This is a genomic window from Mycobacterium sp. SMC-17, from assembly GCF_045310915.1.
In the GTDB taxonomy this organism is placed as follows: Bacteria; Actinomycetota; Actinomycetes; order Mycobacteriales; family Mycobacteriaceae; genus Mycobacterium.
Genome location: NZ_JBJIAK010000012.1, coordinates 111692 through 127873, shown reverse-complemented (window position 1 = coordinate 127873; position 16182 = coordinate 111692). Strand labels below are relative to the sequence as shown.

17 protein-coding genes are annotated in these 16182 nt (G+C 66.4%); 13 read left to right on the top strand and 4 right to left on the bottom strand.

Annotated features, from left to right (window positions below; all coding sequences use genetic code 11):
• Positions 1 to 151: 151 nt before the first annotated feature.
• Complete coding sequence (locus ACJH7A_RS10875; RefSeq protein ID WP_406801924.1) at positions 152 to 982, bottom strand: hypothetical protein; 831 nt, start codon at positions 980 to 982, stop codon at positions 152 to 154.
• A 124-nt stretch (positions 983 to 1106) separates the two neighbouring features.
• Between ACJH7A_RS10875 and ACJH7A_RS10870 the strand changes: the two genes are divergently transcribed.
• The 4 genes from ACJH7A_RS10870 to ACJH7A_RS10855 all read left to right on the top strand — a co-directional run bounded on the left by ACJH7A_RS10870 (position 1107) and on the right by ACJH7A_RS10855 (position 5211).
• Entirely contained in the window at positions 1107 to 2729 is a 1623-nt protein-coding gene (locus ACJH7A_RS10870; RefSeq protein WP_406801923.1) for an acyl-CoA dehydrogenase family protein, read from the top strand.
• 99 nt (positions 2730 to 2828) lie between these two features.
• Positions 2829 to 3719, top strand: coding sequence for a crotonase/enoyl-CoA hydratase family protein (locus ACJH7A_RS10865; RefSeq protein WP_051634784.1), 891 nt, complete (start codon positions 2829 to 2831; stop codon positions 3717 to 3719).
• A gap of 5 nt (positions 3720 to 3724) precedes the next feature.
• The gene (locus ACJH7A_RS10860) at positions 3725 to 4450 is read left to right on the top strand and encodes a PaaX family transcriptional regulator C-terminal domain-containing protein (protein ID WP_406801922.1); all 726 of its coding nucleotides are present in this window, start codon (positions 3725 to 3727) and stop codon (positions 4448 to 4450) included.
• Entirely contained in the window at positions 4447 to 5211 is a 765-nt protein-coding gene (locus ACJH7A_RS10855) for a crotonase/enoyl-CoA hydratase family protein (RefSeq protein ID WP_406801921.1), read from the top strand. The genes ACJH7A_RS10860 and ACJH7A_RS10855 overlap by 4 nt, the downstream gene beginning before the upstream one ends.
• Positions 5212 to 5214: 3 nt before the next feature.
• On the opposite strand, the gene ACJH7A_RS10850 is transcribed toward ACJH7A_RS10855, so the two are convergent.
• A complete protein-coding gene (locus tag ACJH7A_RS10850) occupies positions 5215 to 5646 on the bottom strand; it encodes a DUF3060 domain-containing protein (RefSeq protein ID WP_406801920.1) in 432 nt (143 codons plus the stop codon).
• A 48-nt stretch (positions 5647 to 5694) separates the two neighbouring features.
• A complete protein-coding gene (locus ACJH7A_RS10845) occupies positions 5695 to 6063 on the bottom strand; it encodes a DUF3060 domain-containing protein (RefSeq protein WP_244872774.1) in 369 nt (122 codons plus the stop codon).
• Between the two features lie 237 nt (positions 6064 to 6300).
• On the opposite strand from ACJH7A_RS10845, the gene ACJH7A_RS10840 reads away from it, so the two are divergent.
• From ACJH7A_RS10840 to ACJH7A_RS10800, 9 genes are all read left to right on the top strand, one after another.
• Positions 6301 to 6942 carry a TetR/AcrR family transcriptional regulator gene (locus tag ACJH7A_RS10840; RefSeq protein WP_244872775.1) on the top strand — a complete coding sequence of 214 codons (642 nt, stop codon included), beginning with the start codon at positions 6301 to 6303 and terminating at the stop codon, positions 6940 to 6942.
• Positions 6943 to 6957: 15 nt separating this feature from the next.
• Positions 6958 to 8100 carry a SecDF P1 head subdomain-containing protein gene (locus ACJH7A_RS10835; RefSeq protein WP_212806932.1) on the top strand — a complete coding sequence of 381 codons (1143 nt, stop codon included), beginning with the start codon at positions 6958 to 6960 and terminating at the stop codon, positions 8098 to 8100.
• Positions 8101 to 8398: 298 nt separating this feature from the next.
• Positions 8399 to 8773 (top strand): 30S ribosomal protein S12, encoded by a 375-nt coding sequence (gene rpsL / locus ACJH7A_RS10830; RefSeq protein ID WP_020101371.1) that lies wholly within the window; start codon positions 8399 to 8401, stop codon positions 8771 to 8773.
• Positions 8773 to 9243, top strand: a complete 471-nt coding sequence (gene rpsG, locus ACJH7A_RS10825) for a 30S ribosomal protein S7 (RefSeq protein ID WP_020101372.1) — start codon at positions 8773 to 8775, stop codon at positions 9241 to 9243. Before rpsL ends, rpsG begins: the two co-directional genes overlap by 1 nt.
• Before the next feature lie 110 nt (positions 9244 to 9353).
• The gene (gene fusA, locus ACJH7A_RS10820) at positions 9354 to 11456 is read left to right on the top strand and encodes an elongation factor G (protein WP_212806931.1); all 2103 of its coding nucleotides are present in this window, start codon (positions 9354 to 9356) and stop codon (positions 11454 to 11456) included.
• Between the two features lie 89 nt (positions 11457 to 11545).
• Entirely contained in the window at positions 11546 to 12736 is a 1191-nt protein-coding gene (gene tuf / locus ACJH7A_RS10815) for an elongation factor Tu (RefSeq protein WP_061001884.1), read from the top strand.
• Positions 12737 to 12885: 149 nt separating this feature from the next.
• Positions 12886 to 13605: a PP2C family serine/threonine-protein phosphatase gene (locus tag ACJH7A_RS10810; RefSeq protein ID WP_212806930.1), complete on the top strand. Its 720-nt coding sequence runs from the start codon at positions 12886 to 12888 to the stop codon at positions 13603 to 13605.
• A gap of 52 nt (positions 13606 to 13657) precedes the next feature.
• Entirely contained in the window at positions 13658 to 14488 is an 831-nt protein-coding gene (locus ACJH7A_RS10805; protein WP_406801919.1) for an SHOCT domain-containing protein, read from the top strand.
• A 96-nt stretch (positions 14489 to 14584) separates the two neighbouring features.
• Entirely contained in the window at positions 14585 to 15436 is an 852-nt protein-coding gene (locus ACJH7A_RS10800; RefSeq protein WP_212806928.1) for a mycofactocin-coupled SDR family oxidoreductase, read from the top strand.
• 1 nt (position 15437) lies between these two features.
• Here the strand turns inward: ACJH7A_RS10800 and ACJH7A_RS10795 are convergent, their stop codons facing one another.
• Positions 15438 to 16091 carry a hypothetical protein gene (locus ACJH7A_RS10795; protein ID WP_212806927.1) on the bottom strand — a complete coding sequence of 218 codons (654 nt, stop codon included), beginning with the start codon at positions 16089 to 16091 and terminating at the stop codon, positions 15438 to 15440.
• Positions 16092 to 16182: the final 91 nt, after the last annotated feature.

The window sequence follows — 16182 nt, the reverse complement described above, 5'->3', positions numbered from 1 at the left end:
GCCATCGTGGTGGATCATCTCGCTTCCCCCGCCAACCTTGCGGGATTCAGCGTGTCCAACACACGGGGTCAAGTCCCAGCTTCGTTGCCCAATTGATGGCTGCCCGAAAGGGTTGCCAAGCTGATTCCAAGAACGACGGCTGCTGGGCGGTCTAGGTGGCGCCAGGGCCGAGAACTTTGTCGGTGATCTTGGTTGCGTCGTCATAGCCGGCAGCAACTGATTCGATGTGGTCGCCGATCCCGCTGGTGTCAATCCGTGACGTTGACCGCGTCTGCATGACTGCCTTGTCGAGCAGGCGTTGCGCATCCGCGCGTTTCTGATCGCGACGCGCGGCGGCTTCCCTGTCCCTCACCTTCTGCTGACGCGTTTTCTCGGCCGCAATGATCTTTGCGGACAAGCCGTTTGCGGCAGTGGCGGCGCGGCTGAGCTCTGCCTCGACCTGATCGAGTTGCCGACCGATCTTGTGGAGGCCGGCTCGCGCGCGACGCAATGCATCCTCGTCGACACGCCCCGGCACGGATTGAAGCTTGCGCTTCGCGGCGTTGAGAGTGGCTAACTGGACCGCCTGTTCGGACGCAGAGTAGAGCACGCGGTCGATGTCGAGGTCGCCGAACATTCCATCGCGGTAGGCGGGGTTGTCGCGCAACGATTCTGCGGACTCGAAGATCTTGCGCATCGTCGTCTGAATCGGTTGTGGCGCTTCCTCATAGTCGTCCGCGCAGATGAGGTACTTGTACTTCCGCTGCCTCGATTCGATCATCTCGTTCACCTTCATGAAGGTGCGACCCCATACGCCGAGGATCGCAGGGGTGACGATGATCAGTCCCGCGAGGGTGAACATGTTGAATCCCAGGCGAATCAGAACAAAGACGTTTGCGGCGATGATGACCGGCAGGACGATGAGCAAGAAAAGCACCACCGGCATGTAGATGCGCGATGGGTCGGGGGCCGTCGGATGCGTGGCGGCCTGCTCTTTGCTCACGCCGTCATCGTTACATGGTGGTCCGACATTTCGGCGGATGCGCAAGTAGTCGAACGCCACCGACGAGTCATGCGGGTTATATACAGTTCTTGTGCGGCTGTCGTAAAAGTGTAATAGTGGGGACATGGCTGATACGCATGTCGTCACCAATCAGGTTCCGCCACTGCAGAACTACAACCCCGCCACCTTCCCGGCCCTCGCCGAGGCGCTGATCCGCGAAGGCGGGGAGTGGGGCGTCGACGAGGTCCACGAGGTCGGCGCGCTCGGCGGCAGCCGCGTCGCGCAGCGCTGGGGTGAGCTCGCGGACCGCAACGTCCCGATCCTGCACACGCACGACCGCTACGGGCACCGCGTCGACGAGGTCGAATACGACCCCGCCTACCACCAGCTGATGAACGCCGCGGTGACGCACGGCCTGCACGGCGCACCCTGGGCCGACGACCGTCCCGGCGCCCACGTCGTCCGCGCGGCGAAGATGTCGGCCTGGACCCCGGAGCCCGGACACGTCTGCCCGATCTCGATGACCTACGCCGTCGTCCCGGCGCTGCGGTTCAACCCCGAACTGTCGAAGACCTACGAACCGCTGCTGACCAGCCGGGTGTACGACCCCGAGCTGAAAGTGCCTGCCACCAAAGCCGGTATCACCGCCGGCATGTCGATGACCGAGAAGCAGGGCGGCTCCGACGTCCGCGCCGGCACCACGCAGGCCACGCCCAACGGCGACGGCAGCTACTCGCTGCGCGGCCACAAGTGGTTCACCTCGGCGCCGATGGGCGACATGTTCCTCGTCCTCGCGCAGGCGCCCGGGGGACTGTCCTGCTTCTTCCTGCCCCGCGTCCTGCCCGACGGCACCCGCAACCGCATGTTCATCCAGCGGCTCAAGGACAAGCTCGGCAATCACGCCAACGCCTCCAGCGAGATCGAGTACGACGGTGCGACGGTCTGGCTGGTCGGTGAAGAAGGCCGCGGCGTGCCGACCATCATCGAGATGGTCAACCTGACCCGCCTGGACTGCACGCTGGGCAGCGCCACCAGCATGCGCACCGGTCTGACCCAGGCTGTGCACCACGCCCAGCACCGCAAGGCCTTCGGCGCGTACCTGATCGATCAGCCACTGATGCGCAATGTGCTGGCCGACATGGCCGTCGAGGCCGAGGCGGCCACCATGCTGGCGATGCGCATGGCCGGCGCCACCGACCGCGCCGTCCGCGGCGACGAACGCGAATCCCTTTTCCGCCGAATCGGTTTGGCCGCGGCGAAGTACTGGGTGTGCAAGCGCGCGACGCCGCACGCCGCGGAGGCCATGGAGTGCTTCGGCGGCAACGGTTATGCCGAGGAATCGGGCATGCCGCGACTGTACCGCGAGGCGCCGCTGATGGGCATCTGGGAAGGCTCGGGCAACGTCAGCGCGCTCGACACGCTGCGTGCCATGGCCACCAAGCCCGAGTGCATCGAGGTGCTGTTCGACGAATTGGCGCAGGCGCAGGACCTCCGCCTGGACGCCCACGTAAACGCGCTCAAGGCGCAGCTCACCGATCCGCAGACGCTCGAATACCGCGGACGCAAAGTGGCAGAGGACATCTCGCTGGCCCTGCAGGGCGCGCTGCTGGTTCGCCATGGCCACCCCGCGGTGGCCGAGGCGTTCCTGGTCAGCCGCCTCGACCGCCAGTGGGGTGGCGCATTCGGCACGCTGCCGACGGGCCTCGACCTGGCACCCATCATCGAACGCGCCCTGGTCAAGGGCTGATTTCAACTGCCCAACAGACGTGAAAACCCCTAAAAACCAATCATTTTGGGGGTTTTCACGACTGCTCGCGGAGAGGGTTTACCTGTGAATCTGAAGACCATGACCTACGAGGTCGCCGATCGCGTCGCCCGGATCACGTTCAACCGACCGGAGAAGGGCAACTCGATCGTCGCGGACACTCCGCTGGAGCTGGCCGCATGCGTCGAGCGGGCCGACCTCGATCCGAACGTGCACGTCATCCTGGTGTCCGGCAGGGGTGAAGGCTTCTGTGCCGGTTTCGATTTGAGCGCCTATGCCGACGGCACCGGAGCCGCCGGCGGCGCGGAGCACCAGGGCACCGTGCTCGACGGCAAGACCCAGGCGGTCAACCACCTGCCGAACCAGCCCTGGGACCCGATGATCGACTACCAGATGATGAGCCGGTTCGTCCGTGGCTTCTCCAGCCTGATGCACTGCGACAAGCCGACGGTCGTGAAGATCCACGGCTACTGCGTCGCCGGTGGCACCGACATCGCGCTGCACGCCGACCAGGTGATCGCGGCCTCCGATGCCAAGATCGGCTATCCGCCCATGCGGGTGTGGGGTGTGCCGGCGGCCGGGTTGTGGGCGCATCGCCTGGGTGACCAGCGCGCGAAACGCCTGCTGTTCACCGGGGATTGCATCACCGGCGCGCAGGCGGCCGAATGGGGTTTGGCGGTCGAGGCCCCGGAGCCCGAAGATCTCGACGAACGTACCGAGCGGCTGGTCGCCCGGATCGCGGCCATGCCCGTCAACCAGCTGATCATGGCGAAGCTGGCGTGCAACACGTCGCTCCTGCAGCAGGGGATCGCGACCAGCCGGATGGTCAGCACGGTGTTCGACGGCATCGCCCGGCACACCCCCGAAGGGCACGCCTTCGTCGCCGACGCCGTCGAGCACGGGTTCCGGCAGGCGGTGCGGCACCGTGATGATCCGTTCGGCGATGCGGGCCGGGTTGCCTCCGGGGTCTGACGGCCATGGCTGATCTGAAGCGGATGACCGCGCGGTCGGTGGTGCTCAGCGTGCTACTGGGTGCCCACCCGGCCTGGGCATCCGCGGCCGAGTTGGTCCGGCTCACTTCGGATTTCGACATCAAGGAGCAGACGCTTCGGGTGGCGCTGACGCGCATGGTCAGCGCCGGCGACCTGGTGCGCTCGGCCGACGGCTACCGGCTCGCCGACCGTCTCTTGGCGCGGCAGCGACGGCAGGACGCCGCCATCGACCCGAAAACCCGGCCGTGGCATGGCGACTGGACGACCGTCGTCATCACCACTATCGGCGCTGACGCCCGGACCCGGGCCGAACTGCGAAACGACCTGCTGCAGAACAGGTTCGGAGAGCTCCGCGAGGGCCTGTGGCTGCGGCCGGCCAATCTGGCCGCCGAGCTTCCCGAGGAGGTCACGGCGAACGCCCGGGTGCTGACCAGCCGGGACGACGACCCCGAGGGGCTCGCCGCCCTGTTGTGGGATCTGCCCTCCTGGATCACCACCGCACGCCAACTGCTCGACGAAATCGCCTCGGCAGCAGACATTCCCGGCCGCTTCGTCGCCGCGGCCGCCATCGTCCGACACCTGTTGGCCGACCCGGTCCTGCCCGCCGAACTGCTCCCCGGCGACTGGCCCGGACAGTCGCTGCGGCAGGCCTATGCAGACTTCGCCGCCGAACTGACCGGGCGGCGCGATGAACCGATGGAGGCACCATGACCGAGCCCGTGCGCGTCGAGAAGAACGGACCGGTCACGACGGTCATCATCGACCGGCCCCAGGCCCGCAACGCCGTCAACGGCCCGACGGCAGCGGCGCTCTACCAGGCTTTCGACGACTTCGACCGCGACGACTCCGCGTCCGTCGCGGTGCTCTGGGGAGATAACGGAACCTTCTGCGCCGGAGCCGATCTCAAGGCGTTCGGCACCCCGGAGATGAACCAGACGCACCGGACGGGGCCCGGGCCCATGGGCCCGAGCCGGATGATGCTGTCCAAGCCGGTGATCGCCGCAGTCAGCGGCTACGCCGTCGCCGGGGGACTGGAGCTGGCGGTGTGGTGCGATCTGCGCGTCGTCGAGGAGGACGCGACCTTCGGCGTGTTCTGCCGGCGTTGGGGCGTCCCGCTCATCGACGGCGGCACGGTCCGGTTGCCGCGGTTGATCGGGCAGAGCCGCGCGATGGACCTGATCCTCACCGGCCGGGCCGTCGACGCGGCCGAAGCGCTGCAGATCGGCTTGGCCAATCGGGTGGTGCTGCACGGGCAGGCCCGGCAGAAGGCCGAAGAATTGGCCCACCAGTTGGCCGCGCTGCCGCAGTTGTGCCTGCGTGCCGACCGGATGTCCGCACTGCGCCAGTGGGGTGAATCCGAGCAATCCGCAATGGAATTCGAGTTCGCCAGCCTGGTGCAGGTGGCCGAGGAGTCGATCGCCGGCGCGCAGCGGTTCGCCGGTGGAGCGGGCCGGCACGGCGCGAAGGAGTGAGGGCTAACCCTTGGTGACGCTGTTGCCGGTACCGGTGTTGGTGACCTTCGGCGTGCCGTCCTTGTAGGTGACGGTGGCGTGCATGCCGACGACGTCGAGCTCCTGGTCGACCTTGTCGAACGTCACCTTATTGTCGGTGCCGCCGATGTTGGCCTTCGCGCAGGTGCCCTTGACGGTCAGCGTGTTGTTGGCGCCGCCCACGGTCAGCGATTTGCCGCTGCCGCAGTCGATTTCCCGCGTGGTGCCGACGGCGCTGTAGTTGATGGTGTTGCCCACCTCGACCTGCGCTGTCGTCGGCACGCCGGAGGTGCCTGCCGTGCCGGCGGCGCTCGAACTGCTGCTACCGGAATTGCTGTCCTGCGATCCGCAGCCGGTCAGCAGCAGAGCGGCTGCGGTGACGACGCCCGCCGCCATCGCGATTCGGTTGGGGTTCATGCGGTGTCCCTCCCTGTCGGCGTTACCGGCACCCGGAGCGGAACCCGGTCAGGGGATCTTGTTGAGCCGGTTGCCCAATCCCAGTTGGTGACCGACGTCGATGAGTGCCGGATCCCCATTGTGGAATATGACCGTCTGATTGAAGCCGTAGGCGGTGACGTCGTTGACGATCGTGTCGGCGATGACGGTGTTGGACGAGCCCTGGACGGTGACGGCCCAGCAGGTACCGAACGCGGTGATGGTGTTGCCGCTACCGTTGACGAACAGGGTGCCGTTGTGGCAGTCGAGGGTCTGGGTGATGCCCGTGCCGACGATGTGGGTGTCATCGTTGACCGCGGCGGCGTTGGGTGCGCCGACCGCGAACGGGACCGTCAGCAGTCCGGCAAGCAATGCGGTTCCCCATGCTGTGCGACTCACGATGGTTCCCTTCGTTCTGGTCCGGCGATGTGCACGGTGTTGCGGTATCTGGGAGCCTACGTTGCGAGGCAGGTGCTGCGGAGTGGGTTCGTCCGTTCTGTGGGACTTGCCATGAGACGCGGTTACAAGATTCGCCCAAATGGCAACGTATCTGCAGCGTCCAGAGGTTAGAGTCATTAGTTAACCGACCGCGCCGCGGTCCGTGGAATCACGATAGAACACCGGAGGATCGGGCAGATGGCACCTCGGCCAGAGTCGCAAGCGGTTGGGGATGCCCGACCGGCTGCGCCGGTGCGGCCGCGGGCGGCGGCGCGGGCCACCAAGCTCAGCCGGGACTCGATCGTCAGCGCGGCCCTGACGTTCCTCGACCGCGAGGGCTGGGATGCGCTGACCATCAACGCACTGGCCAACCAGCTCGGCACCAAGGGCCCGTCGCTGTACAACCACGTGCAGAGCCTCGATGACCTGCGCCGCACCGTCCGGATGCGCGTCATCGACGACATCATCGGCATGCTCAACACCGTCGGCGAGGGCCGCAGCCGGGACGACGCCGTGATGGCCATGGCCAGTGCCTACCGCAGCTACGCCCATCACCATCCGGGTCGGTACTCGGCCTTCACCCGGATGCCGCTGGGTGGCGACGACCCCGAGTACACCGCCGCGACGCACGCGGCGGCCGGGCCGGTGATCGCGGTTCTGGCGTCGTACGGACTCGACGGTGAGAACGCCTTCTACGCGGCGCTGGAGTTCTGGTCGGCCCTGCACGGTTTCGTGTTGCTGGAGATGACGGGCGTGATGGACGGTGTCGACACCGACGCGGTGTTCACCGACATGGTGGTACGGCTGGCCCGAGGGATGAACGAGCGCGACTCGGCTTGATCAGGGGAGCGCGTGATGTCTGACGACCACAGCGGCTGGCAGCCGCCGCACCCGCCCCAGCCACCACCGCCGGGCTTCATGCCGCCGGGGATGCCACCGGCGATGCCGCCCGGGTGGCCGCCGCCCGTGCCCGCGCCGTCCGGCGTGCCCCGCTGGCTGGTCGCCCTGGTGCTGGCAGTGCTGATCCTCAGTTATGGCGCGACGGTGTTCGTGACCCGGGACATCTGGCGCGCCGGCCCGCCCCGTCCGGTGGTCCACGCGTCGGTCGCGATTCAGGCGCCGCCCGGAACGGCGCCGGATGCCCTCGCGCAGACCCGCAAGGTCGTCGAATCCCGGATCAACCACCTCGGTGGCCACGACGTGACCGTCGGGCTGGACGGGAACACGCTCAAGGTCAGCGCCACCGACGTCACCGAGGCGCAGCTGCGCGGCATCACCGCCGTCGGCCGCCTCTATATACGGCCCGTCATCCACACGATTCCGGCGCAGGCCGAGCCGGCGTCCCAGACCCCGTCGGCCCCGAAGGCGGCCGACAGCCAGCGCATCGCCGATGAGAAGGCGCTGCGGCAGAGCACCCAGCCGCAGATTCAGGTGTTGTCGCTGCAGTTCCAGGCCACGCGCTGCGGGCAGCCGGACGCGCTCGCCGACCATGACGACCCCAAGCTGCCGCTCGTCACCTGCTCCGACGACGGCAAGCAGGTGTATCTGCTGGACAAGTTGATCATCGGCGGTGACCAGATCAAGGACGCCTCGGCGCGCCAGGGCGGGCAGCGCGGCGACTTCGTCGTCTTCGTCACCTTCGACGACAAGGCCGCCGACGTCTGGTCGACGTTCACCGCGGCCAACACCGGCGCCCGGACCGCTTTCACGGTCGACACCCAGGTCGTCAGTGCGCCGGCGCTGCTGGAACCCATCACGACGGGACGCACCCAGATCCACGGGCAGTTCACCGCCGATTCGGCGAAGTCGTTCGCCGCCGTGGTGGCCGGCGGGCCGCTGCAGCTGCCGATATCGGTGCAGTCGGTGCAGACGGGTCGGATCGCGCCGTCGTTCTGGTCGGTGCAACGAATCGCGGTTCTCGGCGGCGGGGTGGTGGTGATCTTCGCGGTCATCCTCGGAGTGGTTCTGATGACCCGATGGGGATCGCGCCAACGGTAAGGTGTTGATCACGATCCCGGCTGCACCGTTCTGACCTGCGGTTTGAGTGCCCCGTGCGGGTTTGGATCGTGGCGGTCCGTACTGGTATCGTGGTGGTTCGTGCCTGGCCGACTGGGCGCTTGCATCCATTGTGTTTGTAGGCATGCCTGCACGCCGGGCCAATTCGCATGTCCGTGGTGCACCGAAAGGTCTGTGCCTAGCCTCGTGCGACACGCCCGGACGCGGGGTATGCGATCGGACGAAAACCGCAGTACAGAGACTTAAACCGCAGTACGAACGCAACACAGAAAGCCGATAGATGCCAACCATCAACCAGCTGGTCCGCAAGGGTCGCCACGACAAGACCGCCAAGGTCAAGACCGCGGCGCTCAAGGGCAGCCCGCAGCGTCGTGGTGTGTGCACCCGCGTGTACACCACCACCCCCAAGAAGCCGAACTCGGCGCTGCGCAAGGTCGCCCGTGTGAAGCTGACGAGCCAGGTTGAGGTCACGGCCTACATCCCGGGTGAAGGCCACAACCTGCAGGAGCACTCGATGGTGCTCGTGCGTGGCGGTCGTGTGAAGGACCTCCCCGGTGTGCGCTACAAGATCATCCGCGGCTCGCTGGACACCCAGGGTGTCAAGAACCGCAAGCAGGCACGCAGCCGTTACGGCGCCAAGAAGGAGAAGAGCTAATGCCACGCAAGGGCCCCGCGCCGAAGCGGCCGCTGGTCAACGACCCGGTCTACGGTTCGCAGCTGGTCACCCAGCTCGTCAACAAGGTGCTGCTGGACGGCAAGAAGTCGCTGGCCGAGCGCATCGTCTACGGCGCCCTTGAGCAGGCTCGTGAGAAGACCGGTACCGACCCCGTCGTGACGCTGAAGCGCGCCATGGACAACGTCAAGCCGTCCCTCGAGGTCCGCAGCCGCCGTGTCGGTGGCGCGACCTACCAGGTGCCGGTCGAGGTTCGCCCGGACCGTTCGACCACCCTGGCGCTGCGCTGGCTGGTCAGCTTCTCGAAGGCTCGCCGCGAGAAGACCATGGTCGAGCGCCTGGCCAACGAAATCCTGGACGCCAGCAACGGTCTGGGTGCCGCCGTCAAGCGACGCGAGGACACCCACAAGATGGCCGAGGCGAACCGGGCCTTCGCGCACTACCGCTGGTGACTCAATCGCCGGCCGCCAATGTCGGCGGCCGGCGCATCTGATTCACAACTGACCGCCCTACCGGGCGACGCGGATTTACTTAAAGCAACTGAAAGAGTGGGAATCTAGCCGTGGCACAGGACGTGCTGACCGACCTGAACAAGGTCCGCAACATCGGCATCATGGCGCACATCGACGCCGGCAAGACGACGACGACCGAGCGCATCCTCTTCTACACCGGTATCTCGTACAAGATCGGTGAGGTCCATGACGGCGCGGCCACCATGGACTGGATGGAGCAGGAGCAGGAGCGTGGTATCACCATCACCTCCGCTGCCACCACCTGTTTCTGGAACGACAACCAGATCAACATCATCGACACCCCGGGCCACGTCGACTTCACCGTCGAGGTGGAGCGTTCGCTGCGCGTGCTCGACGGTGCCGTTGCCGTCTTCGACGGCAAGGAAGGCGTGGAGCCGCAGTCCGAGCAGGTGTGGCGCCAGGCCGACAAGTACGACGTGCCGCGCATCTGCTTCGTCAACAAGATGGACAAGCTGGGCGCCGACTTCTACTTCTCGGTCCAGACCATGAAGGACCGCCTGGGCGCCAACGTCATCCCGATCCAGCTGCCGATCGGCTCCGAAGGTGACTTCGAGGGCGTCGTCGACCTGGTCGAGATGAAGGCCAAGGTCTGGCGCGGCGAGACCAAGCTCGGCGAGAAGTACGACGTCGTCGACATCCCGGCCGACCTGCAGGAGAAGGCCGAGGAGTACCGCACCGCCATGATCGAGGCGGTCGCCGAGACCGACGAGGCGCTGCTGGAGAAGTACCTGGGCGGCGAAGAGCTGACCATCGAGGAGATCAAGGGCGGTCTGCGCAAGCTCACCGTCACCAGCGCCGCGTACCCGGTGCTGTGTGGTTCCGCGTTCAAGAACAAGGGTGTGCAGCCCATGCTCGACGCGGTCATCGACTACCTCCCGACCCCGCTGGACGTCCCGGCCGCCGAAGGCCACGTCCCGGGCAAGGAAGACGAGATCATCTCGCGCAAGCCGTCGGCCGACGAGCCGTTCTCGGGCCTGGCGTTCAAGGTCGCCACGCACCCGTTCTTCGGCAAGCTGACCTACGTCCGCGTCTACTCGGGCAAGGTCGACTCCGGTGCTCAGGTCATCAACTCGACCAAGGGCAAGAAGGAGCGTCTGGGCAAGCTGTTCCAGATGCACTCCAACAAGGAGAACCCGGTCGAGTCGGCTGCCGCTGGTCACATCTACGCGGTCATCGGCCTCAAGGACACCACCACCGGTGACACCCTGTGCGACCCGGCCAACCAGATCGTGCTGGAGTCCATGACGTTCCCGGACCCGGTTATCGAGGTGGCCATCGAGCCCAAGACCAAGAGCGACCAGGAGAAGCTGGGCACGGCGATCCAGAAGCTCGCCGAAGAGGACCCGACCTTCAAGGTGCACCTGGACCAGGAGACCGGCCAGACCGTCATCGGCGGTATGGGCGAGCTCCACCTGGACATCCTGGTGGACCGCATGCGTCGCGAGTTCAAGGTCGAGGCCAACGTCGGTAAGCCGCAGGTCGCCTACCGCGAGACCATCCGCAAGGCCGTGCAGAACGTGGAGTTCACCCACAAGAAGCAGACCGGTGGATCGGGCCAGTTCGCGAAGGTCATCATCAACGTCGAGCCCTTCGTCGGCGAAGACGGTGCGACCTACGAATTCGAGAACAAGGTCACCGGTGGCCGTATCCCGCGTGAGTACATCCCGTCGGTGGATGCCGGTGCGCAGGACGCGATGCAGTACGGCATCTTGGCCGGCTACCCGCTGGTCAACCTCAAGGTGACGCTGCTCGACGGCGCCTACCACGACGTCGACTCGTCGGAAATGGCCTTCAAGGTCGCCGGTTCGCAGGCACTGAAGAAGGCTGCGTCTGCCGCGCAGCCGGTCATCCTGGAACCGATCATGGCCGTCGAGGTCACCACGCCCGAGGACTACATGGGCGACGTGATCGGCGACCTGAACTCCCGCCGTGGCCAGATCCAGGCCATGGAGGAGCGCAGTGGTGCTCGTGTCGTCAAGGCACAGGTTCCGCTGTCCGAAATGTTCGGCTACGTCGGCGACCTCCGGTCGAAGACCCAGGGCCGGGCGAACTACTCCATGGTGTTCGACTCGTACGCCGAAGTTCCGGCGAACGTGTCGAAGGAGATCATCGCCAAGGCGACGGGCCAGTAGTCTCTGACCCGTTTGCTGCGGCAGACCACACAACTGAACACATCAACACTGCTTAACCAAAGCACCAACAAGTCCAGGAGGACACAGAAGTGGCGAAGGCGAAGTTCGAGCGGACGAAGCCGCACGTCAACATCGGGACCATCGGTCACGTTGACCACGGCAAGACCACGCTGACTGCAGCAATCACCAAGGTTCTGCACGACAAGTACCCCGATTTGAACGAATCGCGCGCATTCGACCAGATCGACAACGCGCCCGAGGAGCGTCAGCGCGGTATCACCATCAACATCTCGCATGTTGAGTACCAGACCGACAAGCGCCACTACGCCCACGTGGACGCCCCCGGTCACGCTGACTACATCAAGAACATGATCACCGGTGCCGCCCAGATGGACGGCGCAATCCTCGTGGTCGCCGCCACCGACGGCCCGATGCCGCAGACCCGTGAGCACGTGCTGCTCGCCCGCCAGGTCGGCGTGCCCTACATCCTCGTCGCGCTGAACAAGTCCGACATGGTTGAGGACGAGGAGCTCCTGGAGCTCGTCGAGATGGAGGTCCGCGAGCTGCTGTCGGCTCAGGACTTCGACGAGGAGGCCCCCGTGGTCCGCGTCTCGGCGCTGAAGGCGCTCGAGGGCGACCCGACCTGGGTCAAGTCCGTCGAGGAGCTCATGGAGGCCGTCGACGAGTCCATCCCGGACCCGGTTCGCGAGACCGACAAGCCGTTCCTGATGCCCGTTGAGGACGTCTTCACCATCACCGGTCGTGGCACCGTGGTGACCGGCCGTGTCGAGCGTGGCGTGATCAACGTCAACGAAGAGGTCGAGATCGTCGGCATCCGCCCGACCACGACCAAGACCACTGTCACCGGTGTCGAGATGTTCCGCAAGCTGCTCGACCAGGGCCAGGCCGGCGACAACGTCGGTCTGCTGGTTCGTGGTATCAAGCGCGAAGAGGTCGAGCGTGGCCAGGTCGTCGTGAAGCCCGGCACCACCACCCCGCACACCGAGTTCGAGGGCAGCGTCTACATCCTGTCCAAGGACGAGGGTGGCCGCCACACGCCGTTCTTCAACAACTACCGCCCGCAGTTCTACTTCCGTACCACGGACGTGACGGGCGTGGTTACCCTCCCCGAGGGCACCGAGATGGTCATGCCCGGTGACAACACCGACATCTCCGTCGTGCTGATCCAGCCGGTCGCCATGGACGAGGGTCTGCGTTTCGCCATCCGTGAGGGCGGTCGTACCGTCGGCGCGGGTCGCGTCACCAAGATCATCAAGTGATCTAGTTTTTCCAAGCGGAGCGCCGCTCACCCGAAAGGGTGGGCGGCGCTTTGTTTTGCCGTGAGAAAGAGGTGTCGGCGCAGTGCTTTTACCGGCAGGATGGCAGGATCGTTCGCGATGGAGGGGAACACGATGAGGGGTGGCCTGTCGTGCGGGTGAACGTACGGGCATTCACCGACACCGGATTGCGGCGCAAGCGCAACGAAGATGCCGTGATGGTCGGCGGCTGGGTCAGCCAGACGCACAACGGTGTCCTGGTGGAGATGCGGATGCAGCCGGGCGCCCCGTTCGTCTGCGCGGTGTGCGACGGCATGGGCGGGCACGTCGGCGGCGACGTCGCGAGCCGGACGGCGCTGAGCATGATCGCGACCATGTCGCCGGGCTGGACCGGTGGCGACGACATCACGTCGTCGCTGTCGTATGTCAGCGACTGGCTGTACGACATGGGCCGCGACACCGAACTCGCCGGCATGGGTACCACCATCGCCGGTGTCTGCCTGACGGCCGACGAGGTGATCGTCTTCAATGTCGGGGACAGCCGGGTGTATTCGGTTGCGGGCGAGACGCTGACGCAGGTTTCGGTCGATGACGCCGTCCTCGACGCGTCGGGCCGGCCCACCAACATCATCACGCAGTCGCTCGGGCAGGGCGTGCCCATCGCGGCGCACCTGACCGCGACGCCGCTGCAGCCCGGCAGCTACCTGATGTGCTCTGACGGTGTGCACGGGCAGATGGAGCATCACGATCTGCAGGCGGCCACCGCGTGCAACGACCGGGGCGACGGTTCGGCCATCATCATCGGGACGGCCCGGGCCAATGGCGCCGCCGACAATTTCTCGTTCGTCCTGTTGGACGTCCTCGGCGACTGAGCCGCACTAAAGTCTCTCGCATCGGTTCGGCTGATCAAGGAGCGTGGCTGACATGCTGGTGCGTTACCTCAAGGCTCAGGTCATGGTCCTGCTGTGCGGCGGGCTGGTGGGCCCCATCTTCCTGGCGGTGTACTTCTACACCGGCCAGGACGAATTGCTGAAGTGGATGTTCTGGGCGGGCCTGCTGGTCACGGCGATCGACGTACTCGTCGCGCTGGGGTTGGCGGGCTTCGGCCAGATGCGGTCGGCGGAGCTCGAGGAACTCGAGGCCAGCGGGATACTGGGGCTGGCCGAGGTCACCGGGATCGGGGAGACCGGCACCCGGGTCAACGACCAGCCACTGGTGAAACTCAATCTGCACATCACCGGGCCGCAGCTGGCTCCGTTCGATGCGCAGGACAAGGTGCTGGCCTCGGTGAGCCGGCTGCCGATGATCACCGCCCGCAAGCTGGTCGTGATGGTCAACCCGGCGACCAACAAGTTCCATATCGACTGGGAGCGAAGCGCATTGGTGTCCGGCATGATGCCGGTCCGCTTGACCTCGGAGCAGGACGGGCGCACCTATGACCTGACGGGACGGTCGGGTCCGATCATGGACATCCTGCAGATCCTCAAGTCGAACGGGGTGGCCCTCAGCGGAATCGCCGACCTGCGCTCGAATCCAGCGGTGCGGCAACAGGTGATGGACGTGGTCCGGCGGGCCACTGCCGCTGAGCGCGAGCCGGCGGCGGCGCCGGCCGCCGCGGCGCCGCCTGTCGTGCCGCCGCCACCGGCGCCGTCGACAGCGCAGCGGCTGCAGGAGATCGAGACGCTGTGCGCCATGGGCACCATCAGCGAGGCCGAGTACACCGCGAAGCGCGCCCAGATCATCGCCGAGTTGTAGTCGACACGACCGCCTTTCGGGAGCCACTAGAACGCGTTCTAGTTTGGCTGCTAGCGTGGCGGTTGATTCCGGCGAGAAGCGATGAAGGGACTGGCAATGACGGCAGGCGGAGCACTCGAAGGCAAGGTGGCGTTCATTACCGGGGCTGCCCGCGGACAGGGCCGGGCGCACGCCGTCCGGATGGCGCGCGAGGGTGCCGACATCGTCGCCATCGACATCTGTGGTTCCGTCTCGGACACCATCACCTACCCGATGCCGACGTCGGAGGATCTGGCCGAGACCGCACGCCTGGTCGAGGCCGAAGGCCGCAAGGTCCTCGCCCGTGAGGTCGACATCCGTGACCTGGCCGCGCAGCAGCAGGTCGTCGCCGACGCCGTCGAGCAGTTCGGCCGCCTCGACATTCTGGTCGCCAACGCCGGTGTCCTGAGCTGGGGACGGCTGTTCGAGATGGACGAAGACCAGTGGGACAGCGTCGTCAACGTCAACCTCTCGGGCACGTGGCGCACCATCCGGGCCGTCGTCCCGGCGATGATCGAGGCGGGCAACGGCGGGTCGATCATCATCGTCAGCTCCTCGGCGGGCCTCAAGGCGACGCCGGGCAACGGCCACTACGCGGCCTCGAAGTTCGGCCTCGTGGGTCTGACCAACGCCCTGGCCCTCGAGGTGGGCGAGTTCGGCATCCGGGTCAACTCGATCCATCCGTACTCGATCATGACGCCGATGATCGAGCCCGAGGCCATGGGTGCGATCTTCGCCAAGTACCCGACCTACCTGCACAGCTTCGCGCCGATGCCGTACAAGCCCGTCTCTCACGACGGCAAGGCCGGTCTGCAGGAGTTCATGACGCCGGAAGAGGTCACCGACGTGGTGACCTGGCTGGCCGGCCCGGGCTCGGGGACCATCTCCGGTTCCCAGATCGCCGTCGACCGCGGCGTCATGAAGTACTGACCTACGCGGACACCTGACCGACCAGCACGTCCGCGAATTCCGTTGCGCCCGCCGAGATTCTGATCGCGGGACGGCCGCAGCCGGGCGTTGTCGTGCGGCGCAGCGCGGACTTGCCGTCGAGATCCACCGCGACCTCGCCGGCCTTCGTGATCGTCACATCGATCGCGTGCCAGTCGTTGCCGGGCGGTGTGGGGATCGAGCCGGAATCGGTTTCGGCGGGACCGGCCTCCGTGGTGAGCCCGAGGGTGTAACCGCCCGACGCGGTGCGGACGCGCCCGGTGAACCGCAGTGAGCACGCCGGGTCGCCGGGCTGGAGCAGACCCGCCCAGGCGGCCGTCGGGTTGGCGTTCGACTCGAGGCGTACCGCCCGGCCGTCGTTGGTGAACGTGGCCTCGACGTCGCCGACGCGGGTCCAGGTGTCGAAGTCCGTCGGCTCCGGTGGGTGCGTCGGCACGATGGTCAGGCCGTTGAACGGCGTCGGCGTCGCGCTCGGTGCCGCCGCGTTGTCGCGCGAGAGTTTGGTGGCGACGACGGTGCCGCCGGCCACCAGGGCGACGACGGCGAGCACCGCACCCCCGATGATCCACCATTTCCGTTTTCCGGACCGCTGCGCCGGTTCTGTTGGGGCGTAACGGTATTGGTCGTCCACCCACATCGGCCAACCCGGCGGTGGTGGCGGCCAGGAAGGATCGGGCTGCCAGTCCGGGCCTGGCTGCCAGTCGGGTGGAAACGGCGGCCAGTCGGGT